Raw genomic sequence first — 22,199 nt, 5'->3', positions numbered from 1 at the left:
CGGAGACCCCCACATGCGCCTGAATCCCCTTCCCCTCATCCTCGCCCTCGGCCTCAGCGGTTGCGGCGTCGGCACCCTTGTCGACGTAGCGACTGCCCCGGTGCGCGTGGCCGGCAAGGCAGTCGACATGGCCACGACCAGCCAATCGGAAGCCGACGAAAAACGCGGTCGCAAGCTGCGCAAGCTGGAAGAGCGCTATGGCAAGCTCGACCGGGACTATCGCAAGGAAGACAAGCGCTGCCTCAAGGGCAACGACAAGGCCTGTGAGAAGCGCGACGCAATCGGGCAGGAAATGGACGAACTGCGCGCGCAAATTCCGGCCCAGCCACCGCGCTGATCAGGCAGCGGCGCGGCCCAGCCGGTCGTTGATCGCCGCGCCAATCCCCTCGTCCTGAACCGGTGCAATTGCGATCCGTGTTTGCGGCGCCCGTTGTGCGGCGTGGAGGCAATCGTAAAGCCGAGACGCCGCTTCAGCCAGGTCGCCACTGGGTGACAGACTGACGTCACCCGCGACCTCGCCGAATCCGATCATGAACTCGTCTGGTCCGGCACATTCCGCATTCAGCCGCACCGGCTTTCCGGGCGAATAATGGCTCGCCAGTTGTCCCGGCGCTTCGATCCCTGCGCTCCCTTCCGGCTGAAGCGGCGACCCCAGCAGCGCGGCAATCTGCTCCCCGGTAATCGGACCGGGGCGCAGGAGCTGCCAACCGCCATCGCGCAGCGCGACAATGGTGCTTTCAATTCCCGCCGCACACGGTCCGCCATCCAGTACCAGTCCCACCGCCGAACCCAGCGATTCGGCCACGTGCTCGGCCCGGCTGGGACTGACTCCGCCGGAGCGATTAGCCGAAGGTGCCGCCAGCGGTAGCTGCGTCGCCGCCAGCACCGCGCGCATCGCGGGGTGAGCCGGGCAACGCAAGGCAATCGTCGGCAGGCCCGCCGTCACGGCCGGGGCAATTTCCGCACCTTCACGCAGGGGGAGGACCATGGTCAGGGCGCCCGGCCAGAAGGCCGCAGCCAATTGCCGCGCGCGTTCGTCAAAAATCGCGATGCGTTCCGCGGCGGCAAGATCGGGAATGTGCACGATCAGCGGATTGAAGTCCGGCCTGCCCTTGGCGCGATAGATTTGCGCTACGGCAGGCGCGCTGTCGGCCCGCGCGGCGAGGCCATAGACCGTTTCGGTCGGCACGGCGACAAGGCCGCCCGCGCGCAGCACATCGGCTGCGGCGGCAATGCCCGCTGCATCGGCGGGATGGACCTGTGACTTGCCTGTCATGTCCTCCCGCTATAGGCCGCAGGCAACAAAGCCAAGGGAAAGCAGTCATGGATTTCACCGCCGCTACCGCCGATCAGGTCCTGGCCATTCGCGTCAATGCCGGAATTGACGAACTTGCCACGCACGAACGCTTCGCAGCTGCGACGCCGGACATGGTCGAGGCGATCGTCGAGGGCATCGGCCAGTTCGCTGCCGGGGAATGGGCGCCGCTCAACCGCATCGGGGACAAGGAAGGCGCGGTTCTGGCCAATGGCACCGTCTCGCTGCCCGACGGCTTTGCCGCTGCCTATCAGGCCTATGTCGAGCAAGGCTGGAACGCGATTGCCGGACCGGTCGAGCATGGCGGCCAAGGCCTGCCCTTCACGCTGGCGGCCAACGTGCTGGAAAACCTGGGCAGCGCGAACATGGCCTTCTCGCTCCTGCCGATGCTCACTGTCGGCGCGATCGAATCGCTGCATCACCACGGCTCGCCCGCGCAGCAGGCGCTGTACCTGCCCCGGCTGATCAGCGGCGAATGGTCGGGCACGATGAATCTGACCGAGCCGCAGGCCGGGTCCGACGTCGGCGCGCTGCGCACGACTGCCACCCCGCGCGGCGATGGTACCTGGTCGATCAAGGGGACCAAGATCTTCATCACCTGGGGCGAGCATGACCTGTCCGGCAACGTGATTCACCTGGTCCTGGCCCGCACCCCCGGCGCTCCGGCGGGCACGCGCGGGATCAGCCTGTTCCTGGTGCCGAAGTACCACGTGAACGCCGACGGCTCGCTCGGCGCGCGCAACGATCTGCGCTGCGCGGGTCTGGAACACAAGCTCGGGATCATGGCCAGCCCGACCTGCGTGATGAGCTTTGGCGACAACGATGAATGCATCGGCGAACTGGTCGGGCACGAGAACGAAGGCCTGAAGGCGATGTTCACGATGATGAACTCGGCCCGGATCAATGTCGGCAGCCAGGGCGTGCAGATTGCCGAGCGCGCACTACAACAGGCGCGCCGCTATGCGCGCGACAGGGTGCAATCGGCCCGAGCGGGTGCAGCCAGCCGCGAACCCGTCGCCATTGTCGAGCATCCCGACGTGCGCCGCATGCTGCTGCGGATGCGCGCCCTGACCGAAGGCGCGCGCGCCCTGCTCTACTACACCGCCGGCATGGTTGATCGCGGCGCGCTGGGCGTCGCAGGAGCGCAGGCCCGCGCCGACTGCCTGGTGCCGATGATCAAGGCCTGGGGTACCGACGTGGGCTGCGAAGTGGCCAGCCTGGGCGTCCAGATCCACGGCGGCATGGGCTTTGTCGAGGAAACCGGCGCGGCCCAGCACTACCGCGATGCGCGAATTGCGCCGATCTATGAAGGCACCAACGGCATTCAGGCCGCCGACCTCGTTACCCGCAAGCTGGGCTATGAAGGCGGCGAAGTCCTGACGTCGCTGTTCGCTGACGTCGCGGCCGATTGCGGCGATGCGCCGCAACTTCAGGCCCTCGCCCAGGACTGCATCGAAGTCGCCCGCTGGATGGGCGAGGCAAGCATCGATGACAAGCTGGCCGGATCGGTTCCGTTCTGCACCATGGCCTCGGTCGCGGTCGCCGGATGGCAATTGCAGCGCCAGGTCCGTGATGGCGCGGGCGGTGAGCAGAAGGCCGTGGTCGCGCGATACTTTGACCAGCATATCGCCGCCGAAGTGCGGGGACAAAAGGCGCTCGCCATGGCTGGGGCCGATCTGCTTTATGCCCTCGATGCAGAGGCGCTGGCCGGATGAGCGACCATAGCGAAGCCTTGTCCCGCATTGCCGATGCGCTGGAGCGTCTGGCCCCGCCCGCTGCGGCACCGACCGACTGGCTGAGCGCTCCCGCCTATGTCTGGCATGGCAGTGCCCGCGCCGTGGGTGCGCTGGCTGCTCCTCCGCTCGCCCTGCTGAAGGGCATCGATGCGCAGAAAGAGGCGGTGGTCGGCAATGTTGCTCGGCTAGCCGCAGGATTTGCCGCACACGACATGCTGCTGTGGGGTTCGCGCGGGATGGGCAAGTCCGCTCTGCTCCGCGCGGCAGTACTGGCCGCACAGAACGACGGCGCGGGGCGCATTGCCCTGGTCCAGGTTGCACCCGAAGCGCTGTCCTCACTGGCTCAGCTGTTCAACGAACTGGCTGCTCAGCCGCGCAGCTTCCTGGTCTTCATCGACGACCTGGGCTTTGAGGACAATGACAGCTCGGGTCCGCGCGCCCTGCGCTCATGGCTGGAAGGCGGGATCGAGGCGCGTCCCGGCAACGTGCGGATCGCGGTGACCAGCAACCGCCGCGCCATCGTGCCGCGCCATCTTTCCGAACAGGACGATCCGATCAACCCGCGCGATGCCGTGGATGACCGCCTGGCCCTGGCCGACCGGTTCGGCCTGTCCATCGGCTTCCACAATTGCAGCCAGGACGACTATCTGGCGATCATCGGCGGATATTGCGATGAATTCGGCCTGTCCTGGAGCGAGGGCGAAGCTCTGGAATGGTCCAAGCGCCGCGGTGCCCGCTCTGGCCGCGTCGCCTGGCAATTCGTCACCGAACTGGCCGGACGCGCGGGCAAGAGCCTGTAGCGCCTACTGCTTGACCTTCTGATCCGCCTGGAACGAGCCCCGGTATTGCGCCGGGTCTCCGTCCAGCTGGCGGCGCGGGGGCAGGCTGCCGACCTTGACCGGCTTGATTACCGGCGAAGGTGCCGCCTGTGGCGCAATCACGCGCCAGATGATCCCGGCCGTGTCGTCGCTGACCAGCAGCGCGCCATCCTTGGCAAAGCCGACCCAGGTCGGCCGCCCGCGGGTCTGGCCACCATCGGTCAGGAAGCCGGTCAGGACCGGAACCGGCAGGCCCTGCGGGTTGCCGTTCGCATCGAACCGCACGAAGACCACGTCATAGCCGGCGCGCGGATTGCGGTTCCACGACCCGTGCCGTGCGATGAAGGCACCATTGGCAAAGCCTGCGCCCATCCGTTCGCCGCCCAGCGTGAAGACCATGCCCAGCGGCGCGGTATGCGCACCCAGGGCATATTCCGGCTTGCGCACGAAATCGTCGATGTAGAGCGGCGGCGGCGACTTCACGCGGTCGTCGTCGTACTTTTTCCAGTAGATCCACGGCCAGCCGTAATGCGCGCCGACCGGAACATTGGTCAGATAGTCAGGAACCAGATCGGGGCCGAGCTGGTCGCGCTCGTTGACCGTGGTCCACAATTCTTCCGTCGCCGGATTCCAGGCCAGCCCGTTCGGATTGCGCAGACCTTGTGCGAACTGGCGCGGGTAGGCGTCCTTGGTCAGGTCCTTTTCCCAGATCGCCGCGCGGCCCTTTTCCGCTTCCATCCCGCCTTCGCCGATATTCGAGGCGGAGCCGACGGCCACGTAGAGACGGTTACCATCCAGGCTGAGCACCAGGTTGCGCATCCAGTGGTTGCCCGCAGCCGGCAGGTCCATCACCTTGCGCGGCTCGCCAGCAATCGCCGTTTCGCCCAGCTTGTAGTCAAAGACGATCACGGCATCGTGGTTGGCAACGTAGAGCCGGTCATCGTCCCAGGCGAGGCCGGAGGGCGAGGCCAGGTGCTTGCCTTCGATCAGGGTAAAGCGCTGTTCGGCTACACCATCGCCATCGCCATCACGCAGCAGCACCAGCCGGTCCGGGGATTCGCCATGCGATCCGGCGCGCTCCATCAGGTGCTGGGCGATCCAGCCGACCAGCCCGCCACCCGGATTCGAGACCGGTGAATCCGCCTCGGCAACGATTACATCGCCATTGGGCAGGGTGTGAATCACGCGCGGATGGTCAAGACCTTCGGCAAAGCGCTTTACCTCCAGGCCCGGCGCGGCCACCGGAGCCTCGCCAGCTGCCCAGCCAATCGGCTTGGCGATGGCGACCGAGGGGATCGTTTCTGGCCGGGGTTCGGCAATGACCGGATCCTTGCCCGAAAGCTCTTCGATCGTGTGTTCAGCCGGGGTGCCCCGCCACAGCCAGAAGGCGAAACCGCCCAGGATCAGCAGGAACAGGGCCAGGGCGACAAGCAGCTTGCGTTTGGTCGACATTTGCGCGTGATACTTTGCAGGCCGCTAGGCGGCAACAAAAGTCTAATGTAACGCATTCCCATGTACGTCTTTGAACCCGATCCGAACCAATCTAAGCCCGAACTCTACCGCGAACTGGTGGAGGCCGCCCGTGCCCTGATCCAGGGCGAGCGCGACGCAGTGGCGAATATGGCCAACCTTTCCGCGCTGGTGTGGCAGTTCCTGCCCGGACTCAACTGGGCCGGATTCTACCGCATGGTGGATGGAGAGCTGGTGCTCGGCCCGTTCCAGGGCAAGGCCGCCTGCATCCGCATTCCGCTGGGCAAAGGCGTGTGCGGCACCGCCGCCGCCAGCGGCGAGACGCAGCTGGTGCCCGACGTCCATGCTTTCCCGGGCCATATCGCCTGCGACGCGGCCAGCGCATCGGAACTGGTCGTGCCGGTCAAGCGCGCCGGGCAAGTCATCGCAGTGATCGACCTGGATAGCCCGACGCTCAACCGCTTCGATGCGGAGGATGCTGCCGGGATCGAAGCACTGGCTGCGGCAATCGCGGAATCGATCTGAACGTAAACAAAAAGGGGAGCGCGCGGCTCCCCTTTCCGTTTCAGCCATTGAAGCTGCGGATCAGAGCTTGCGCCCGATCAGCTCCTTCATGATTTCGCTGGTGCCGCCGAAGATGCGCGTCACGCGCGCACCGCGCCAGGCTCGGGCAATCGGGTATTCGTTCATGTAGCCAGCGCCGCCGAACAGCTGGAGGCACTTGTCCATGACTTCCCACTGCAATTCGGTGTGCCACAGCTTGGCCGCGGCGCCCTCTTCCGGGGTGAGTTCCTTCTTGAGGTGACGCGACAGGGCCCAATCGAGGTGCGCCCAGCCGACCTGCAGCTTGGCCTTGAGGTCGGCCAGCACGAAACGGCTGTTCTGGAAATCCAGGATCGGCTTGCCGAATGCCTTGCGGTCGCGGGTATATTCGACCGTCATGTCAAAGGCGCGCTGCGCGCTGGCCTGGGCCGAAACGGCAATCGACAGGCGCTCCTGCGGCAGTTCGCTCATCAGGTAGATGAAGCCCTTGCCTTCCTCACCCAGGCAGTTGGTGATCGGCACGCGGACGTCTTCGAAGAACAGTTCCGAGGTATCGGCTTCGTCCTGCCCGATCTTGTCGAGATTGCGGCCGCGCTTGAATCCTTCGCGGTGCGCTTCGACCAGGATGATCGAGATGCCCTTGTGGGCGGGCTGGATTTCGGTGTCGGTCTTGCAGCAGACCAGGATCAGGTCAGCATTCTGGCCGTTGGTGATATAGGTCTTCGACCCGTTGATCACGTAATGGTTGCCGTCCTTCTTCGCCGTGGTGCGCATGCCCTGAAGGTCCGATCCGGTGCCCGGCTCCGTCATGGCGATGGCCGTGATGACCTCACCCGAAACCAGCTTGGGCAGCCACTCCTTCTTCTGCTCTTCCGAGCCGTGCGCGACCAGATAGTTGGCCACGATGTCCGACTGGAGCGAGAAACCGGTGGTCACGCCGCCGTAGTAGGCGCTTTCTTCATCGACGATAGCGTTATAGCCGAAGTCGAGGCCGAGGCCGCCGTATTCCTCCGGCACAGTCGGGCACAGCAGGCCCAGTTCGCCGGCCTTGGGCCAGATCGACTTGGGGACGATTCCGGCGTCGGCCCATTCGGCCTGGTGCGGTGCGATTTCGTCCTGAACGAAACGCCGTACGGTCTGGCGGAAAGCTTCGTGGTCTTCGGTGTAGGCAGTGCGTGCGAGCGAATCGAGCGACATAGCGGGCTCCTCTCTAAAAGGTGATCTCGCGGCGAGGCGTAATGCCCCTGGGGCGCAGCGGTCAACCGGAATTTAATCGCCCGATTAATATGCGCGGGCCAGATCCCGTCCCAATGGCAGCAACTCGATCCGCAGATGGCCCAGGCGGAGCGATGGCTGCGCACGATCGACCCGCAGCAATCCACTTATTTCCGGCTTGGCGCCGAGCATTTGCGCCGATTTTTCCGTCAGGCGCAGGCGGTAAGAACCATAAGGAACGGAATCGAAAAAGACATAACCGTCAAACTCGCTCTGCCCGCGCAGGACCACCGCGCCACTCGCATCGACCAGCTCGATTCCAATTCCGCCGCGCGGTTCGCCATCAGCACCCAGCAGCGCGCCCTCGATCTCGCCCGTCGGGGCAAGCGGGAGCGAGACTTTGGCAATCACGCCGGGCCGAGGGACCACGACCATGCCCCGCCCTTTCGGTTGCAGCAGCGGGTCGGGCAGAGTGCCATCGTCAATCGAGACCAGCACGGGGACGTAAGGCAATAGCCCGTCGATCACGGTCAATCCCTGGGCGTTGGTGGAGCCCTCCCCGCTGCGGAACCCTGCCTCTACCGACACTCCGGCAACGGCCGGTTCGCTTTGCTGGCGGTAGCCATCGCCGTTTTCGTCGCGGAACACTTCGACAGCGGCTTGCCCGGTTTCCGCAAGCCGCTCGCGCGACAGGCGCAGCCCTCCATTGACCGGATCGCGGCCGAGGCTGAACGCGAGAGTCAGGCCAAAGCCCAGGTTTCCGCGATTGTCCGCGCGCCCTTCCCCGCGCACGGCAAAACGCTTGAACTGATGAATATACCCCAGCGACACTTCGCGCCGCTGCGCCATCCGGTCATATTCAAAGGCCGCGCGCAGCGTGGAAAGCGGCCCGATCGGGGCATCGGCGACCAATTGGCTGCGCTGAAAGCCCGGTTGGCGCGGATCGAGCCCAAGCGAGACCAGCCCGCGCAGGCGCACGGGGCCAATTTGCGTATGCCCGATCAGACTGAGCCGGGTTCCACGGTCTTCGGCGGAAACCAGCCGCTCCGGCCCTTCGGCTTGGCGTCTGAGCAGTTCCGCGGTCAGCGATGCCCGTCCAATGTGGATCGAAGCCCGCGTCAATGCCTCGGTCACTCTGACCCCGCGACGCGACAAAGAATGGCGCAGACCAACCTCCAGCGGCAGGCGCCAGGTTCCAAGTCGGGCCGCTCCGGAAAGGCGCAGGCCAAACTCGCGCCGCTGTTCGATGGAAACGAGGTCTGAATCGAACTCTCCGTCGACCCAGACCACGTTTGCAGCAAGATTCACGCCCTTGATGCGGCCCAAGGCTTCGCCCCGCCAGGCGCGGCCCGCTCCCATCTGCTGCGCGCCGGACAATTCGATCAGCATCGGCCCGACTGAGCGCCGCAACACCGCTTCAAGAAAGCTTTTTCGGCGCCCCGACCGGATCAGGCTTTGATAGCCCAGACCGCCGGTCGTTCGGCTATCCAGGCCTCGCTCAACCCCGATTCCCCAGCGCCAGCCCGACCTGACCCGATAAAGCTGTGATCCCAGATCGACCAGATCGCGGCCTTCGTCGAGGATTCCGGCCCAGTACCAGGTTCGCCCGGCCGGAATGCTCTCCATGCCGACGTTCTGGCTCGCCCGCTCGCGCCGGACCTGGCCTTGCGGGCCATAGAGGACCACTTCAAAGTCGTTTTCCCCGAACTGCAATTCGATATCGGGAAATTCATAGCGGCCATCTCCGCGATCGGGCTGATAGGCTCGCAACACGCCGTTGCGATAGAGTTCCGCGTCCCAGCCGTGCGGCAAGGTTCCGCGCAGAGTGGTCATTCCGAACCGCGAGGGCAAGTTCAACGGCCGGTTGGAAACAAAGGCCCCGCGTCCGAACGCGCTTTGCCCGGTTAGCGTCCCGGGCGGCGTTTCAACATCGCCAACGGCAATCTGCGTGGCCCGCAGCGGGCCCAGCAACGAGCCCGTTGGGTCGTTGCGATAGACCTTCAACCGCAAGGAATCCGGCAGCAACGAATCGCGCCCGGCCGCCCGCGCGGCATAACTCATCCCGAGGGCTTCACCAGCAGCGAGCGTTTCGTACTGGGTCGTAAACCCTCCTCCGCTGGTCCATGATCCCTGGATCTGGACGTCGACTGCGGGACTTCGCCAGACCTGGTAGGGCGCTTCCGCACGCGGCAGGCTGGCCAGGCTGAAGTCCTTCGCGCTCGCCGGGCGAAGTCGCGCTGCGCGACTTTTGCGCTCGATAGCTTCGAGGAACGGAAGCTTCCGCTCGCTTTCGATTACGACCGATAGATTGCCGATATCCGGCTTGAATCGCACTCCGGCCCACTGCGAAAGCGAAGCCAGATCGATGCACCAGCCTTCAGGGGTGTCGCGGACTGCGCCGGGTCCGATGGCGCGCGTGCCTTGCGCGGTTCGCACCGTGTTGGAATCGCGGTCGATCGTCAGGCCCTGGTCTTCGGCGAAGAGCCAGCCAGTTGCGCGGCGCGACTTCTTGTCGAGCCGGACCGGCAGATCGAGTGCCTGGATAAGATCCGCAAAATCGACGCAAACGCCGCTATCGGTTTGATAGCCGCGCAATGGCTCGCCCAGCCGGTACTGGCCGCTGCGCAATTCCAGCAGCAAGGCATCATCCTCGCTGGCAGTCCAATTGCCCGCCGCAGCGGGTGTCGCCCCAATGCCAAAGGCCGCCACAACCAGTGCGACGGATTGGCCAATCCGGGCGAGCGCGGTCTTCATGACGTCAAGAGGCCCCGCTCTGGAGCGCTGTCCCGTCAGGAAACCGTTACAGTGGCTTCAGCAAGCAAGGCGCCGCCGTTTTCCGGCAGATCGCGATATTCCAGCTTGAGCGGACCGAGGATCTTGGCGATTTGCTCCGAATTCAGCTGGACGTGCACCTTGCGGCGGCCGACTTCCGGGTAAATGGCAATGCCGCGCAGGCTGAACACCACTTCACCGCGTGAATTGCGCCCGATCAGTTCGCCATAGACCGACCGCTTCCCTGTGCGGGTCATATCCACTTCGAGAAGGGACTGCTTTTCCGATCGAACCAGACGCGCGCCGGCAATCGCCGCCTGCGCTTCGAGCCGCCCCTGGCGCACGAATACGGGGATCGTAATCCCATAGATGGGCGTCAGCTTGATCGAGACCCCGCTGGCAGAAGTGGCAGCTTCCTCCGCAGCTTCAGCAGGCTGCGCCGCAGGAATGGCGCGAAAGCTCATGTGCACGCGGTATTCACCATCGGGCAGTCCCTCTGGCGGCCGGACCGAGAGCCGCACGGCCTGCGGTTGACCAGGCAGCAGGGTCACCCGGCGCGGCGCAAAACGCACCATGTCCCGCGCGGTTCGCTCTGATTGGGTAGCAGCGGTTTCGTCGACCTCGGAAAAGTCGCCGCTCTCCTCCATGCGGCGCAGTTCCAGTGAAATGCGGTAAGTGGCCGGTTTGTCGCCGATGTTGCTCAGCACGACTTCCGCATTTCCGGCGCCATTGATGATCACGCGGGTCGGGGCGACCAACAAGTCCCCCTGGGCCCGGGCTGGATTCACCGATGCCATCAGGCCAAGCAGCACAGCTGCGCCAGCGGCGCGGCGCAACACAGAAACAAGCTTCATCGGGTTCCCTCTGGATCAACAATGACCCGGAGAGTTGCGACCCCGGGTATGTCCCTAGGAGATTGACCTAGTTTAGGTTAATTTTCCGATAAGCATGTTCGAACTGCGGGCACGAAAAAGGGCCACGTCCGGTGCGGACGCGGCCCTTGTGTGCGCTACCATCCCCCCGCTTGGGGAACGGGGTTACTGGTATTCGACGGAAACCTGGAAGGATCCGGCATAGGCACCAGCAACCTGGGCATTGCCCACGGTCAGCGTGCCGCCAACGTGGAACAGGCCGTTGCCCGTGCCATCAAGCTGGAAAGCGCCGCCCGGGTTGGTGTTGAAGCCGCCCAGCGACATCGTTTCGGTGCCGCCCGAACGGGTCAGGTTCACCGGGGCGGTCGGCAGGCTGACCAGCACCATGGCATTGGGCGAGCCGGCAACGTTGAAAGCGGCCGGGCTACGCGATCCGGTCGCGATCAGGGTGCCCGTGGACGCCACGGTCGAGTCGGCGTTCACAGTCACGGTGCCACCGGTGTTCGCGGCAATCTGGCCGAACAGCAGGTCGGCGGTCGAGGTGACGGTCAGCGAGCTGAGAACTTCTGCCGTGGCAGTGCCGGTGGCCGTGGTGGCAGCATGTGCCGAACCGGCGAAAGAAGCAGCAGCGATTGCACCGACAACGGCGAAACGAAGCGAATTGCGCATATGATCTGGTCCTTCAGTAAATATTGCCGGAAGCGCGACCCTGCGCGCTGCCCGAATGGCCGGCAAAAAACCCCCCATTCGCAATGGGTATAAGTAGGACCACTATGTTCAAAGTTTGCTTGCGGGTATGGTTAACGAAATCAGCCGCAACGTTAACGGCTAGCTAGCAAGAATGCTTAAATTCCCCCACCTGTCAGGCGCTGGCAGATCAGATCCAACTGGTCCAGCGTACGATAGCGGATGGTTACCGCGCCGGACCGAGGATCGGCATCGGTATTAATTCGCACCGACAGGCCCAGAAACTCTTCCAGGTGATTCTGAACCGCTGCGATGTCGGCAAGGTCCGCCGAATCGCGCTCGCCCCGCGCCCGGCGAGGAGCTGATGACGTGTTGCCCGATGCCTTGCGCGCCAGTTTCTCCACTTCGCGCACGGACAACTGCCGCTCGACCGCCTGCTGAGCCAGCGACTCGGCATTTTCAATACCGACCAGGGCGCGGGCATGGCCCATGGAGAGTTTGCCCTCTTCCACCCGCTCGATCACGCTGGGCGGAAGCGCAAGCAGGCGCTGCAGGTTGGCAACATGGCTGCGGCTCTTGTCGACCAGCTTGGCGATTTCGGCCTGAGTCAGCCCTTCGTCTTCGGACAAACGGTGATAGGCGCGCGCCTCTTCGATCGGATTCAGGTCTTCGCGCTGCAGATTCTCGATCAGGGCAAGAGCCGTGATCTCACGGTCCGACAGATCACGGATGATCGCGGGGATTTCGTGCAACTGTGCGCGCTGCGCCGCCCGCCAGCGGCGTTCGCCCGCAACGAGTCGATAGCGTCCCGGACCATGCGGCGTAACGATGACGGGCTGGATCACGCCGCGCTGCGCGATGGATGCTGCGAGTTCGGCCAGGGCTTCCTCGGCAAAATGTCGGCGCGGCTGCCCAGGGTGCGGGATGATGTCAGCAACCGCCAGGTTGGCCAGGCCGGTCGACGGCTTGACGTCAGGTGCGGCATTGGTCGCCGCAGGTGCAACCAGCGGTTCTTCGCGGCGCGTCTCGCCCAGCAAGGCCCCCAGCCCCCGGCCCAAGGCAGGGCGCTTTACAGCTACGGGCTTGTTTGCGGCTTCGTCGCTCATGCGGCTTTCCTCTTTTCCGGCAGCCGCGTGATCAGCTCACGCGCCAGGGCCATATAGGCCCGGCTGCCGCTGCAATTGTGATCGTAAATCAGCGCGGGCAATCCATGGCTCGGCGCTTCGGACAAACGCACGTTGCGCGGGATTACCGCGTCAAACACCAGCGCTCCCAGGCACGAGCGGACGTCGTCCGACACCTGGTCGGTCAGGCGATTGCGCCGGTCGAACATGGTCAGCGCAATGCCGATGATCCCCAGATCTGGATTGAAGCGCTGCTGCACCCGCTCCACGGTCTGGAGCAGCTGCGACAGGCCTTCCAACGCAAAAAACTCGCACTGCAAGGGAACGAGCAAAGTATCCGCCGCGCACAGCGCGTTCAGCGTGAGCAGGCCAAGCGACGGCGGGCAATCGATGAAGGCAATGTCGTAATCCGAACTGGCCGCAAGCGCGTTGCGCAACCGTTCCGTCCGGTTCTCCACCGCGACCAGTTCCACCTCGGCACCGGAAAGATCGACCGTAGCCGGCAGGACATCCAGACCGGGTATGCGAGTCTGCACCACGCATTCGGACAAAGGAAGCTGATCGACCAGCAGGTCATAGGAAGAGCGCTCTCGTTCATCGGCGGAAAGTCCGATCCCGGTTGACGCATTGCCTTGCGGATCGAGGTCGATCAGCAGAACCTTCCAGCCCGTCGCAGCCATGGCAGTGGCAATGTTAATCGCGGTGGTGGTCTTGCCGACCCCGCCCTTCTGGTTGGCGATGGCTACGCGAATCACGCTTTCCTGCCCTTTCTGCCGTTCAAGGTTCCGACGATCACGCCCGCTTCCGTATCCGTGATGGACTGTTCCACGTGGAACAGATGATTCCATCCCTGAAGCTCTTTCAGTTCTTGCCGGGCCGAGCGCCCTTTGGGCAACAGCCAAATAGTCTTGTCTGTGGAGAAGCGTGCGGAAAGATCGAGCAGTTTCGGCAGAGGAGCAAACGCACGCGCCGAGATGGCGTCGAACTTCCGTGTCTCCAGTGCTTCAACCTTTGTCCCGCAAATGTGCGCATTGGAGAGGTGCAGACTATCCGCAGCACGCTGGAGCCATTCGATCCTGCGTCCTCGCGATTCCACCATGTGGACCTGGCATTCAGGGCGGAGCGCCGCAATCACCAGCCCCGGAAAGCCGGCCCCGGTTCCGAGGTCCAACCATGAGCGGCAGGTTTCACGTGGAACAAAGTTCAGCAACTGGGCGGAATCGGCATAATGCCGGACCCATAATTCAGCTAGGCTGGCATCGGATACCAGGTTCTGCACATCGTTCTCCGCCGTAAGCAGAGCAGCAAGATCCTCCAGCCGATCCAGAACCTCGTCGTTCCACTCCGGCAACGCCTTGAACCAGGTGCGCGCCGCTGACTCGTTGGTCAGGGTCATGCGGCCCTCCGCTTGGCATGAACCAACAAGGCCGCGAGTGCCGCCGGCGTAATACCGGGAACTCGTCCAGCTGCGGCCAAGGTTGCCGGTCGCGCCTTGCTCAAGCGCTCAACCATCTCGCGCGACAAACCGGGGATTGCTTCATAGGGAAAATCATCGCCTAGCGGCAAAGCCTCACCCGCCCGGAGTTCACGCAGTTCGCTGTCTTGCCGTGCAAGGTAGGGAGCATATGCCGCGTCTTCGGCCACTTCGGCCGCAAGGTCCTGATCAACCAGTGCGTCAGGCGAGATCCATTCACGCAGGCCTTCGATCTCGACTCCGCTGAACCGCAGCCACTCGCGAAGCGACAACCGCCCGACGTCAGCCCGGACAGGAAGGCCAGCCCCGGCCATTGCGGCTCCCGTCACGGTTTGATCCAATTCCGCATCCAGTCTGTCACGAACTTCCTGCCGACGATTGAACCATTCCATCCGCTCCGCACCAATGGAGCCTATCGCAAGGCCCAAGGGTGTAAGGCGCGTAGCCGCATTGTTCGCCCTCAGCCTCAGCCGGTATTCCGCGCGGGCAGTCAGCATCCTGTATGGCTCACTCACCCCATGCAGGGTGAGGTCGTCGATCATCACCGCCATATAGGAATTCGCCCGGTCGATCGCGGGACCGTCGCGCCCAAGTACCGCCGCTGCCGCGTGCATCCCGGCGACCAGGCCTTGGGCTGCCGCTTCTTCATAACCGGTCGTACCATTGATCTGACCGGCACAATAGAGCCCGGGCATGTCGCGCAGTTCCAGGCTTTGGCGCAAGGCGCACGGGTCTATATGATCATACTCCACCGCATAACCGGGCACGACCATTTCGACCCGCTCCAGCCCCTCCATAGTCCGAAGCATGGCGAGTTGAACATCTGCTGGAAGCGAAGTGCTGATGCCGTTGGGATAGACCAGGTGGGTATCCAGACCCTCTGGCTCAAGAAATACCTGATGCCCATCACGGTCAGCAAAGCGGTGAATCTTGTCTTCGATGGACGGACAATAGCGCGGCCCCGAAGCGCCAATCGCTCCAGAGAAGAGCGGCGAACGGTGCAGGTTCGCACGGATTACGTCGTGGCTGCGCTCGTTCGTACGCGTGATGGCGCAGAACACCTGCGGGAGTACCCGGCCCGGACCAAGCGGCGACATGGTCCAGGGTTCTTCATCGCTGGCCTGCTCTTCCAGTCGCACCCAATCAATCGAACGGCCATCCAACCGGGGTGGAGTTCCGGTCTTGAGGCGTGCCATCGGCAGTTTCGCCTCGCGGAGCTGCGCAGCAAGGCGCTGTGCCGAAGCCTCGCCAATGCGTCCGCCAACGATCCGTTCTTCGCCGCGGAACAGCACGCCACCCAGGAACGTGCCCGTACACAAGACAACTGCGGGAGCAGCCAGCGCCTCACCGTCGGCAAGTTCGATGCCGACCACCCTGCCCTGCTCGATCCGCAAGGCGGCAGCCTCACCCTCGACAAGAGTCAGATCACCTTGCAGCTTCAACAGCCGTTGCACTTCGGCCTTGAACCGCTTGCGGTCCGCCTGGACACGCGGGCCTTGCACCGCCGATCCCTTGGAACGATTGAGCATGCGGTAGTGGATGGCACCGGCATCTGCTGCACGGCCGATGATGCCATCGAATGCATCGACTTCGCGGACCAGGTGGCCTTTGCCCAGCCCCCCGATCGCCGGGTTGCAACTCATCGCGCCAATGGCATCTAGGTCAAAGCTTACCAGCGCGACATGGGCACCCATGCGCGCGGCAACAGCGGCCGCTTCCACTCCGGCATGTCCGCCGCCGACTACGATGACATCAAATTGCTGCATGGCTGCCCGCGCTCTTAGCGCAGGAGTGTTTCACGTGGAACAGTCATTTGCCGATGCAGAAGCGCCCGAACAGCGTATCGAGCAAGTCCTCCGTGGCGGTGCGGCCTAAAAGCGTATCAAAAGCAACCCGCGCAACGCGCAGCGATTCGGCCATCAACAGAGGATCGCTTTGTTCTGCCGCTTGCACCAGAGCGGCCCGTGCATCGGCAAGCAAGTCGTGCTGCCGCTCATTGAGCGCTGCCTCCCCCGGCCGAGGCAGAGCAGCACTGGCCGTCTCGACCAAGTCAGCCCGCAGCTCTTCGATCCCGTCGCCGGTTCGCGCAGAAATGCGGTGGCGGGGCGCAAGCTTGGAAATATGGCCCCCCCGATCAGTTTGAGCCTCGACTTCCCAAGCCCCTGCCGGGCCGGTTCCCTCGGGGCCGAGCCACAGGACAAGATCGGCCCTGTCCAAGGCTTCCAGGGCGCGTTCAATGCCGATGGCTTCGACCACGTCATCGACTGTATCGTGCAGTCCTGCCGTATCAGCAAAGAGGAACGGCACACCGGCAATCGCCACCGGACGGGTCAGAACGTCCCGCGTGGTACCGGCAATCGGTGTCGCAATTGCTGCTTCGGCTTCAACCAGGCAGTTGAACAGCGTGCTTTTCCCGGCATTCGGCGGGCCAGCAATGACCACGCGAAAGCCTTCCTTGAGCAATTCGGCGCGGGGGCGATCCAGCCAGGTCTTGATCGCGCTGCTGAGGCTCGCAACCTTCAGCGCGAAATCGGCGGGCAGAGTGGCAACGTCATCCTCATCGGCGAAGTCCAGCACAGCCTCCACCGCAGCCGACAGCGAGAGCAGTTCCTCCCGCCAACCCTCCACTTCGCGGGAGAATGCACCCCCCGCCATGGCCATGGCGGAAAGCCGCTGCAGTTCCGTTTCCGCTTCCAGCAGGTCGGCCAGTCCTTCGGCTTCGGCGAGGTCGATCTTGCCATTGATGAAGGCGCGGCGGGTAAACTCGCCTGGCTTGGCGCGGCGCAGTCCCGGCAGGGCTGCCAGGGCCGTTTCAACTGCCGCGATGACCGCACGCCCGCCGTGGCATTGCAGTTCAACGGTGTCCTCGCCCGTTTCCGTCCCCGGCCCCGGAAGCCAGAGCACCAGGGCTTCGTCGATCACCGCCCCCTGGCGGTCGCGCAGCCTGCCAAGCGCGGCGCGGCGGGGTGCCGGAACGCGGCCAGCCAGGGCCAACATGGCATCGCGAGCCTGCGGTCCGCTGACGCGCACCACCCCGATTGCGGCCGGAGGTGCGCCGCTCGACAGGGCAAAGATGGTATCGGTCATATGCGCGGTTTAGCAGGTCTTGCCCGCTGCGGGGAGGATCATTCGGAATCCTTCTTCTTGCCCGAACCGCTGCCGAAAGCATTGCCGCTTTCCATGAATTGCTGGAACAGCTTCAGCCCCACCTGGCCCATGGGCGCGATGTTCTTGGCAAATTCCTGGACCTGATCGACCGACCCTGCCCCTTTCATCGCCTTGGAAAGAACATCGACATAGACCGAATTGGCCTTGCTGACGTCGGGCAGACCCAGGAAGGCGCGTGCCTCTTCCGGGGTGCAATCGATCTCTACGGTGATTTTCATGGCCAGCTCCCGGTTAGCACAATGGTGCGGCTGCACTTTTGAATGCGCAAGCTGGCATAGAGCCTTCACAAAGTCCACGACCGGCTTAGGGTGGAACCAAACCCCCTTTTGGAGAAAACCCGATGTCAGAAACTGTGCAGATTCCCTCCATCAAGGAAGACGGAAACATTCCCGCCTATGTTGCGCGCCCGGCAGGTACGCCCAAGGCCGCGATTATCGTGATTCCGGAGATTTTCGGGGTTAATCCGGGCATTCGCCAAAAGGCTGATAAGTGGGCGCAGCAGGGTTACCTGGCCGTCGCCCCCGATATCTTCTGGCGCTTCGCCCCGGGCGTGGAACTGAATCCCGATGTCGAAGCGGAATTGCAGCAGGCCTTCGGCTATTTCCAGCAGTACGATGCAACCGACGGCGTCTATGACATCGAATCCACGATCAAGTGGATCCGGGGTGACCAAGGCGTCGGCAAGGTCGGTTGCGCAGGTTACTGCCTCGGCGGGCGCCTGGCCTATATGGCTGCCGCGCGGACCGATATCGATGCTTCGGTGGGTTACTACGGCGTGATGATCGACCAGATGCTGGACGAGGCGCACCACATCGCAAACCCGCTGATGCTGCACATCGCGGGAGCCGACCACTTCGTCCTGCCCGAAGCCCAAGCCGCGATCCACGCCGGCCTGGACGACCATCCGCGCGTCACCCTGCACGACTATCCGGGCCTGGACCATGGTTTCGCCGCCGAAATGGGCGACCGTCGCAACGAGGAAGGCGCGCAGCTGGCGGACAGCCGGACCGAAGCGTTCCTGGCGGAACACCTCGCCTGATTGTTTATTGAAATTCCCCGATTGCCTGGAAGATGCGGCCGATTGCTTCGCGGTCGGCCGCGTCAATCTCTGGCCGCCAGATCTCGAACAGCAATACGACCCGTTCCTGATCTCCTTCGTTTTTCGCTTCGTGGTTGATCGAATCATCGAACAGAAGGGGTTTCCCCTCTTCCCAGCCTCGCGTTTCACTGCCTACCCGTAGCCAGCAGTGCGGCGCGGTCTTGATCGGAATGTGACAAATCAGCCGGGTGTTCAGCATCCCGGTGTGTGGAGTAATGTGTGCTCCAGGCAAGAGCCGGGACCAATGGGCATTGGGCGAGCGACCTGCAATTTGCGGCATGGGTGCATGAGACAACGCCTTCATCGTCGCGGGACAGCGCATGGCATTCTCGGCTACCACATCACCATCGCGCCAGAAGTGGAACGCAGTCCAGGCTTCGTTATCCAGCAAGGGGTTGTTGGGCGCAGGGCGGTTCTGCGGGCGGTGGACGTAGGGAGCAAAACCATTCGCCCCCTCCGCCATGACCGAATGAAGCTCCTCCTGCATTTCGGGCAGCAGGGCCAGCATAGGCTCTAGCCATGGAAAGTCTGCCGGATCGTAGAAACGCTTTTGCGGCAGGCCGGGGTAATAAAATACTGACGGTTCCTGCAGGAAAAGCTGGCGTCGTCCGGTCAACAACTCCAGCGCTTCCGTCATGACCGGCGATAGGTCGGTGCCCAGCGAGGCAAGGAGATGCGATTCAAACCCGTCGTTCGCTTGCTCCGCATATATCGCGGCATGCTCGTGTAGCTGCTGTAATGCCGGGGGAGTCCCCGAGATTGCAGCCTGGTTCAATGCAGCGCGGTAGAAACTGACCGCCGCGCGCGTGTCATCTGCCTGTTCCCGTAGCCAGCCCTTCAAAAGCAGCGCGCCCACATCCCGCGGAGCAAGCTCAAGTTGCGCATCGATAGCCGTTTCGGCCTCTCCATTCCGGCCAAGCGATAGCTGCGCATTGCCCAAGGCAATCCAAGGCATGTCGGAAGGGGGTGCCGTCTTGCTTGCTTCCGACAGGTATCTGGCAGCATTGGCCGGATCCCGTGCTTTCAACGCAGCCAGGCCTTGTTTTATCTGTTGCTGATAATCCCCCATGATCCGATGGTATCGCACGATGGAATTGCATGGCAAGCTACGTCATGATCGCCAGCAATTGAGGGGACCGAACATGAGCATTGCCCACGCCGGCGTTGCCGCCTGGCACGCCTATATGAACAGCGGCGGGGATGCGGCCTTGCTTTCGGCGCAGGTCGCCGACGATGCCGTGTTCCACTCGCCCGTGGTGCACAGCCCGCAGGAGGGCAAGGCCAAGGTCATGCTCTACCTCCTCAGCGCCGCAAAGGTGCTGGGGAATGAGAGCTTCACTTATGTTCGCGAGATTGTCGACGGCCAGGACGCCTTGCTGGAATTCACCAGCGTGATCGACGGAATTCACATCAACGGAATCGACCTGATCCGCTTTGATCACGACGGAAAAATCATTGATTTCAAAGTTATGGTCCGGCCGGTCAAGGCGGTGAACAAGCTGTGGGAAATGATGGCCGCACAGCTTCAGGCGGCCGCGGGATAGGCTCAGGCCGACTGCGAACCGTCGATCCGGCAACCGCCGTCTGCGGACCATTCGGTCTCCAGCGGCGGTTCCCACATCGCTTCCATAAAGTCGAACATCTGCCGGTCGACCTGCATGGCATAGGTCTCACCGCGCTCGATGTTGCGGCGATTTACGCGCAACCAGCGCTCATCGGCGGGTATGTCAATGAAGTGGACTGCTGCGGTCAGGCCAGCCTCGGCAGCAAATGCCCGGAAACGATTACGATGTTCCTTGGTGGTGAAGCCAAGGTCCAGGATACAGGGCACGCCCCGTGAAACGAGCTGGCGTGCCGTTGCCATGATCTGCGCTTCGCAACGCCGGACTCGTTCGATGGTCCACTCAAATTCGATCGGCTGCGGGCTGTCCTGCCAGAACAGCGCCGTCATCCACTCGTCGATTGAGAATCGCACGCCGCCAAGCTCATCAGCCAGGCGGCGCGCATAAGTTGTCTTTCCAGCCCCGGTTGAGCCGACGATCAGGATCAAGTCGGCTGCCACGCGGTGCCTTTACTGGTTCATATTGGCGAAGAAGTCTTCGTTGGTCTTGGAATCCTTCATCTTGTCGAGGAGGAATTCCATCGCGTCGACCGTGCCCATCTGCATCAGGATGCGGCGCAGGACCCACATCTTTGACAGCTTGTCCTTGCCAACCAGCAGTTCTTCCTTGCGGGTGCCGCTCTTGCCAACATCCAGTGCCGGGAAGATGCGCTTGTCCGCAACCTTGCGGTCGAGCACGATTTCCGAGTTGCCGGTGCCCTTGAACTCTTCGAAGATGACTTCGTCCATGCGGCTGCCGGTATCGATCAGGGCCGTGGCAATGATCGAGAGTGAGCCGCCCTCTTCGATGTTGCGCGCCGCGCCGAAGAAGCGCTTGGGCCGCTGCAGGGCATTGGCGTCGACACCGCCGGTGAGGACCTTGCCAGAGCTGGGCACGACCGTGTTGTAGGCGCGGCCGAGGCGGGTGATCGAGTCGAGCAGGATCACCACGTCGCGCTTGTGTTCGACCAGGCGCTTGGCCTTTTCGATGACCATTTCAGCGACTTGCACGTGACGGGTAGCCGGTTCGTCGAAGGTCGAGGAGATCACCTCACCCTTTACCGAACGCTGCATGTCGGTCACTTCTTCGGGGCGTTCGTCGACCAGCAGGACGAGCAGGAACACTTCCGGATGGTTGTCGGTAATCGCCTTGGCGATGTTCTGCAGCAGCACGGTCTTGCCGGTGCGCGGCGGGGCGACGATCAGGGCGCGCTGGCCCTTGCCCTGGGGCGAGATGATGTCGATCACGCGAGCCGACTTGTCCTTGACGGTCGGATCGACCGTATCGAGGTTGAGCTTCTCGTCCGGATAGAGCGGCGTCAGGTTGTCGAAATTGACCCGGTGGCGCACGGCATCCGGATCGTCATAGTTGACGCTCATCAGCTTGGTGATGGCGAAATAGCGTTCCCCGTCCTTGGGCGCGCGGACTTCGCCTTCCACCGTATCGCCGGTGCGCAGGCCCCATTTGCGGACCTGGTTGGGCGAAACGTAAATGTCGTCCGGACCGGCCAGATAGTTTGCTTCCGGGCTGCGCAGGAAGCCGAAGCCGTCGGCGAGCACTTCGATCGTACCCTGGCCGATGATTTCCTCGCCATCCTCGGCCAGTTCCTTGAGGATTGCGAACATCAGGTCCTGGCGGCGCAGGGTCGATGCGCCTTCAACACCAAGCTCTTCGGCCATTTCGACCAGCTCGGCGGAAGTCTTTTTCTTGAGTTCTTTCAGGTGCATAAAAATCGAACGTCCATGATGGATTCAGTCTGGGAATGGCCGGCTGATCATTGGGCTTGGAGAAAGCGGATCGTGCCGCGACAGTCGCGCGGTCTTGTGCCGGTCAGCAGGGGTGCAGATAGGCCTTGGGCAGGCCCCCGTCAATCAAAACGGGCGCAGGACTACCATGATCACGATCAGCGTGGCGGCCAGGCCCGGCACTTCGTTCAGCATGCGCAGCTTCTTGCCGCTCAGCTTGCGAACGCCCTGCTTCAAGGCATCGTGATAGCCCGCCAGCCAGACGTGATAGGCCGAAAGGATGAGGACGAAGCCCAGCTTGGCATGGAACCACCCTTGGGTGAAGGCACCGGTGTTATAGGCCAGGGCCAGCCCCAGAAGCCACGAGACGGTCATGGCTGGCCACAGGATGATCCGCAGCAGGCGGCGCTCCCGCTCAAGCCACAGGGCGTTCTCTGGCGATCCTTCGGGTGCTTCCTGGTGATAGACGAAATAGCGCGGCAACATGAACAGCCCGGCCATCCAGAAGATCACGAAGATGATGTGGCCAGCTTTCAGCCAGAGGTAGGTCATTGCAAGCA

General features: G+C 63.2%; 22 protein-coding genes. 6 read left to right on the top strand and 16 right to left on the bottom strand.

Going from position 1 to position 22,199, the window contains the following annotated elements; translation table 11 throughout:
• The first annotated feature begins 13 nt into the window (after positions 1-13).
• Positions 14-337, top strand: a complete 324-nt coding sequence (locus tag ACQKOE_RS10740; protein ID WP_427512778.1) for a hypothetical protein — start codon at positions 14-16, stop codon at positions 335-337.
• Here ACQKOE_RS10740 and ACQKOE_RS10735 read toward each other — a convergent pair whose 3' ends face one another.
• Entirely contained in the window at positions 338-1,276 is a 939-nt protein-coding gene (locus ACQKOE_RS10735; protein WP_427512777.1) for an L-threonylcarbamoyladenylate synthase, read from the bottom strand.
• A gap of 47 nt (positions 1,277-1,323) precedes the next feature.
• Between ACQKOE_RS10735 and ACQKOE_RS10730 the strand changes: the two genes are divergently transcribed.
• Both ACQKOE_RS10730 and ACQKOE_RS10725 read left to right on the top strand, forming a co-directional pair.
• Positions 1,324-3,030 carry an acyl-CoA dehydrogenase gene (locus ACQKOE_RS10730; protein WP_427512776.1) on the top strand — a complete coding sequence of 569 codons (1,707 nt, stop codon included), beginning with the start codon at positions 1,324-1,326 and terminating at the stop codon, positions 3,028-3,030.
• Complete coding sequence (locus ACQKOE_RS10725) at positions 3,027-3,851, top strand: DUF815 domain-containing protein (RefSeq protein ID WP_427512775.1); 825 nt, start codon at positions 3,027-3,029, stop codon at positions 3,849-3,851. Before ACQKOE_RS10730 ends, ACQKOE_RS10725 begins: the two co-directional genes overlap by 4 nt.
• Positions 3,852-3,854: 3 nt before the next feature.
• Here the strand turns inward: ACQKOE_RS10725 and ACQKOE_RS10720 are convergent, their stop codons facing one another.
• Complete coding sequence (locus tag ACQKOE_RS10720) at positions 3,855-5,321, bottom strand: PQQ-dependent sugar dehydrogenase (RefSeq protein ID WP_427512774.1); 1,467 nt, start codon at positions 5,319-5,321, stop codon at positions 3,855-3,857.
• A 60-nt stretch (positions 5,322-5,381) separates the two neighbouring features.
• Here ACQKOE_RS10720 and ACQKOE_RS10715 point away from each other — a divergent pair, with 60 nt between their 5' ends.
• Positions 5,382-5,864 (top strand): GAF domain-containing protein, encoded by a 483-nt coding sequence (locus ACQKOE_RS10715; protein WP_374590369.1) that lies wholly within the window; start codon positions 5,382-5,384, stop codon positions 5,862-5,864.
• 60 nt (positions 5,865-5,924) lie between these two features.
• On the opposite strand, the gene ACQKOE_RS10710 is transcribed toward ACQKOE_RS10715, so the two are convergent.
• From ACQKOE_RS10710 to ACQKOE_RS10665, 10 genes are all read right to left on the bottom strand, one after another.
• Entirely contained in the window at positions 5,925-7,079 is a 1,155-nt protein-coding gene (locus ACQKOE_RS10710; protein ID WP_374590371.1) for an acyl-CoA dehydrogenase family protein, read from the bottom strand.
• A gap of 84 nt (positions 7,080-7,163) precedes the next feature.
• Positions 7,164-9,851, bottom strand: coding sequence for an MSCRAMM family protein (locus ACQKOE_RS10705; RefSeq protein ID WP_427512773.1), 2,688 nt, complete (start codon positions 9,849-9,851; stop codon positions 7,164-7,166).
• A gap of 35 nt (positions 9,852-9,886) precedes the next feature.
• On the bottom strand, positions 9,887-10,723 hold the full coding sequence (locus ACQKOE_RS10700; protein WP_427512772.1) for a fimbrial biogenesis chaperone: 837 nt from the start codon (positions 10,721-10,723) through the stop codon (positions 9,887-9,889).
• Between the two features lie 183 nt (positions 10,724-10,906).
• Positions 10,907-11,410, bottom strand: coding sequence for a DUF4402 domain-containing protein (locus ACQKOE_RS10695; RefSeq protein ID WP_427512771.1), 504 nt, complete (start codon positions 11,408-11,410; stop codon positions 10,907-10,909).
• 176 nt (positions 11,411-11,586) lie between these two features.
• The gene (locus ACQKOE_RS10690; protein WP_427512770.1) at positions 11,587-12,534 is read right to left on the bottom strand and encodes a ParB/RepB/Spo0J family partition protein; all 948 of its coding nucleotides are present in this window, start codon (positions 12,532-12,534) and stop codon (positions 11,587-11,589) included.
• Entirely contained in the window at positions 12,531-13,307 is a 777-nt protein-coding gene (locus ACQKOE_RS10685) for a ParA family protein (RefSeq protein WP_427512769.1), read from the bottom strand. The genes ACQKOE_RS10690 and ACQKOE_RS10685 overlap by 4 nt, the downstream gene beginning before the upstream one ends.
• Positions 13,304-13,948 (bottom strand): 16S rRNA (guanine(527)-N(7))-methyltransferase RsmG, encoded by a 645-nt coding sequence (gene rsmG / locus ACQKOE_RS10680; RefSeq protein WP_427512768.1) that lies wholly within the window; start codon positions 13,946-13,948, stop codon positions 13,304-13,306. Before rsmG ends, ACQKOE_RS10685 begins: the two co-directional genes overlap by 4 nt.
• Positions 13,945-15,792 carry a tRNA uridine-5-carboxymethylaminomethyl(34) synthesis enzyme MnmG gene (mnmG, locus tag ACQKOE_RS10675; RefSeq protein WP_427512767.1) on the bottom strand — a complete coding sequence of 616 codons (1,848 nt, stop codon included), beginning with the start codon at positions 15,790-15,792 and terminating at the stop codon, positions 13,945-13,947. The genes rsmG and mnmG overlap by 4 nt, the downstream gene beginning before the upstream one ends.
• Before the next feature lie 43 nt (positions 15,793-15,835).
• The gene (mnmE, locus tag ACQKOE_RS10670; RefSeq protein WP_427512766.1) at positions 15,836-17,113 is read right to left on the bottom strand and encodes a tRNA uridine-5-carboxymethylaminomethyl(34) synthesis GTPase MnmE; all 1,278 of its coding nucleotides are present in this window, start codon (positions 17,111-17,113) and stop codon (positions 15,836-15,838) included.
• A gap of 38 nt (positions 17,114-17,151) precedes the next feature.
• Positions 17,152-17,412: a DUF6489 family protein gene (locus ACQKOE_RS10665; protein ID WP_374590388.1), complete on the bottom strand. Its 261-nt coding sequence runs from the start codon at positions 17,410-17,412 to the stop codon at positions 17,152-17,154.
• A gap of 122 nt (positions 17,413-17,534) precedes the next feature.
• On the opposite strand from ACQKOE_RS10665, the gene ACQKOE_RS10660 reads away from it, so the two are divergent.
• Entirely contained in the window at positions 17,535-18,233 is a 699-nt protein-coding gene (locus tag ACQKOE_RS10660) for a dienelactone hydrolase family protein (RefSeq protein WP_374590390.1), read from the top strand.
• Positions 18,234-18,237: 4 nt separating this feature from the next.
• On the opposite strand, the gene ACQKOE_RS10655 is transcribed toward ACQKOE_RS10660, so the two are convergent.
• Positions 18,238-19,362, bottom strand: a complete 1,125-nt coding sequence (locus ACQKOE_RS10655; protein ID WP_427512765.1) for an aspartyl/asparaginyl beta-hydroxylase domain-containing protein — start codon at positions 19,360-19,362, stop codon at positions 18,238-18,240.
• 73 nt (positions 19,363-19,435) lie between these two features.
• On the opposite strand from ACQKOE_RS10655, the gene ACQKOE_RS10650 reads away from it, so the two are divergent.
• Positions 19,436-19,837 carry a nuclear transport factor 2 family protein gene (locus tag ACQKOE_RS10650; RefSeq protein WP_427512939.1) on the top strand — a complete coding sequence of 134 codons (402 nt, stop codon included), beginning with the start codon at positions 19,436-19,438 and terminating at the stop codon, positions 19,835-19,837.
• Between the two features lie 2 nt (positions 19,838-19,839).
• Here ACQKOE_RS10650 and ACQKOE_RS10645 read toward each other — a convergent pair whose 3' ends face one another.
• The 3 genes from ACQKOE_RS10645 to ACQKOE_RS10635 form a co-directional block, all read right to left on the bottom strand.
• A complete protein-coding gene (locus tag ACQKOE_RS10645) occupies positions 19,840-20,343 on the bottom strand; it encodes an AAA family ATPase (RefSeq protein WP_427512764.1) in 504 nt (167 codons plus the stop codon).
• Between the two features lie 21 nt (positions 20,344-20,364).
• Complete coding sequence (gene rho, locus ACQKOE_RS10640; RefSeq protein ID WP_374590396.1) at positions 20,365-21,621, bottom strand: transcription termination factor Rho; 1,257 nt, start codon at positions 21,619-21,621, stop codon at positions 20,365-20,367.
• Positions 21,622-21,765: 144 nt separating this feature from the next.
• Complete coding sequence (locus ACQKOE_RS10635; RefSeq protein ID WP_427512763.1) at positions 21,766-22,191, bottom strand: CopD family protein; 426 nt, start codon at positions 22,189-22,191, stop codon at positions 21,766-21,768.
• Between the last annotated feature and the right edge of the window lie 8 nt (positions 22,192-22,199).

The organism is Novosphingobium sp. NPDC080210 (genome assembly GCF_050281025.1).
Classification (GTDB): domain Bacteria; phylum Pseudomonadota; class Alphaproteobacteria; order Sphingomonadales; family Sphingomonadaceae; genus Novosphingobium.
The sequence above is the reverse complement of the archived record's forward strand: the minus strand, read 5'-3'. Positions and strand labels throughout refer to the sequence as shown.

What these genes read in the sequence shown, in the direction of transcription:
- ACQKOE_RS10740 (WP_427512778.1), top strand. Translation starts at nt 14, where the DNA reads ATGCGCCTGAATCCCCTTCCCCTCATCCTCGCCCTCGGCCTCAGCGGT.
- ACQKOE_RS10735 (WP_427512777.1), bottom strand. Translation starts at nt 1,276, where the DNA reads ATGACAGGCAAGTCACAGGTCCATCCCGCCGATGCAGCGGGCATTGCC.
- ACQKOE_RS10730 (WP_427512776.1), top strand. Translation starts at nt 1,324, where the DNA reads ATGGATTTCACCGCCGCTACCGCCGATCAGGTCCTGGCCATTCGCGTC.
- ACQKOE_RS10725 (WP_427512775.1), top strand. Translation starts at nt 3,027, where the DNA reads ATGAGCGACCATAGCGAAGCCTTGTCCCGCATTGCCGATGCGCTGGAG.
- ACQKOE_RS10720 (WP_427512774.1), bottom strand. Translation starts at nt 5,321, where the DNA reads ATGTCGACCAAACGCAAGCTGCTTGTCGCCCTGGCCCTGTTCCTGCTG.
- ACQKOE_RS10715 (WP_374590369.1), top strand. Translation starts at nt 5,382, where the DNA reads ATGTACGTCTTTGAACCCGATCCGAACCAATCTAAGCCCGAACTCTAC.
- ACQKOE_RS10710 (WP_374590371.1), bottom strand. Translation starts at nt 7,079, where the DNA reads ATGTCGCTCGATTCGCTCGCACGCACTGCCTACACCGAAGACCACGAA.
- ACQKOE_RS10705 (WP_427512773.1), bottom strand. Translation starts at nt 9,851, where the DNA reads ATGAAGACCGCGCTCGCCCGGATTGGCCAATCCGTCGCACTGGTTGTG.
- ACQKOE_RS10700 (WP_427512772.1), bottom strand. Translation starts at nt 10,723, where the DNA reads ATGAAGCTTGTTTCTGTGTTGCGCCGCGCCGCTGGCGCAGCTGTGCTG.
- ACQKOE_RS10695 (WP_427512771.1), bottom strand. Translation starts at nt 11,410, where the DNA reads ATGCGCAATTCGCTTCGTTTCGCCGTTGTCGGTGCAATCGCTGCTGCT.
- ACQKOE_RS10690 (WP_427512770.1), bottom strand. Translation starts at nt 12,534, where the DNA reads ATGAGCGACGAAGCCGCAAACAAGCCCGTAGCTGTAAAGCGCCCTGCC.
- rsmG (WP_427512768.1), bottom strand. Translation starts at nt 13,948, where the DNA reads ATGACCCTGACCAACGAGTCAGCGGCGCGCACCTGGTTCAAGGCGTTG.
- mnmG (WP_427512767.1), bottom strand. Translation starts at nt 15,792, where the DNA reads ATGCAGCAATTTGATGTCATCGTAGTCGGCGGCGGACATGCCGGAGTG.
- mnmE (WP_427512766.1), bottom strand. Translation starts at nt 17,113, where the DNA reads ATGACCGATACCATCTTTGCCCTGTCGAGCGGCGCACCTCCGGCCGCA.
- ACQKOE_RS10665 (WP_374590388.1), bottom strand. Translation starts at nt 17,412, where the DNA reads ATGAAAATCACCGTAGAGATCGATTGCACCCCGGAAGAGGCACGCGCC.
- ACQKOE_RS10660 (WP_374590390.1), top strand. Translation starts at nt 17,535, where the DNA reads ATGTCAGAAACTGTGCAGATTCCCTCCATCAAGGAAGACGGAAACATT.
- ACQKOE_RS10655 (WP_427512765.1), bottom strand. Translation starts at nt 19,362, where the DNA reads ATGGGGGATTATCAGCAACAGATAAAACAAGGCCTGGCTGCGTTGAAA.
- ACQKOE_RS10650 (WP_427512939.1), top strand. Translation starts at nt 19,436, where the DNA reads ATGAGCATTGCCCACGCCGGCGTTGCCGCCTGGCACGCCTATATGAAC.
- rho (WP_374590396.1), bottom strand. Translation starts at nt 21,621, where the DNA reads ATGCACCTGAAAGAACTCAAGAAAAAGACTTCCGCCGAGCTGGTCGAA.
- ACQKOE_RS10635 (WP_427512763.1), bottom strand. Translation starts at nt 22,191, where the DNA reads ATGACCTACCTCTGGCTGAAAGCTGGCCACATCATCTTCGTGATCTTC.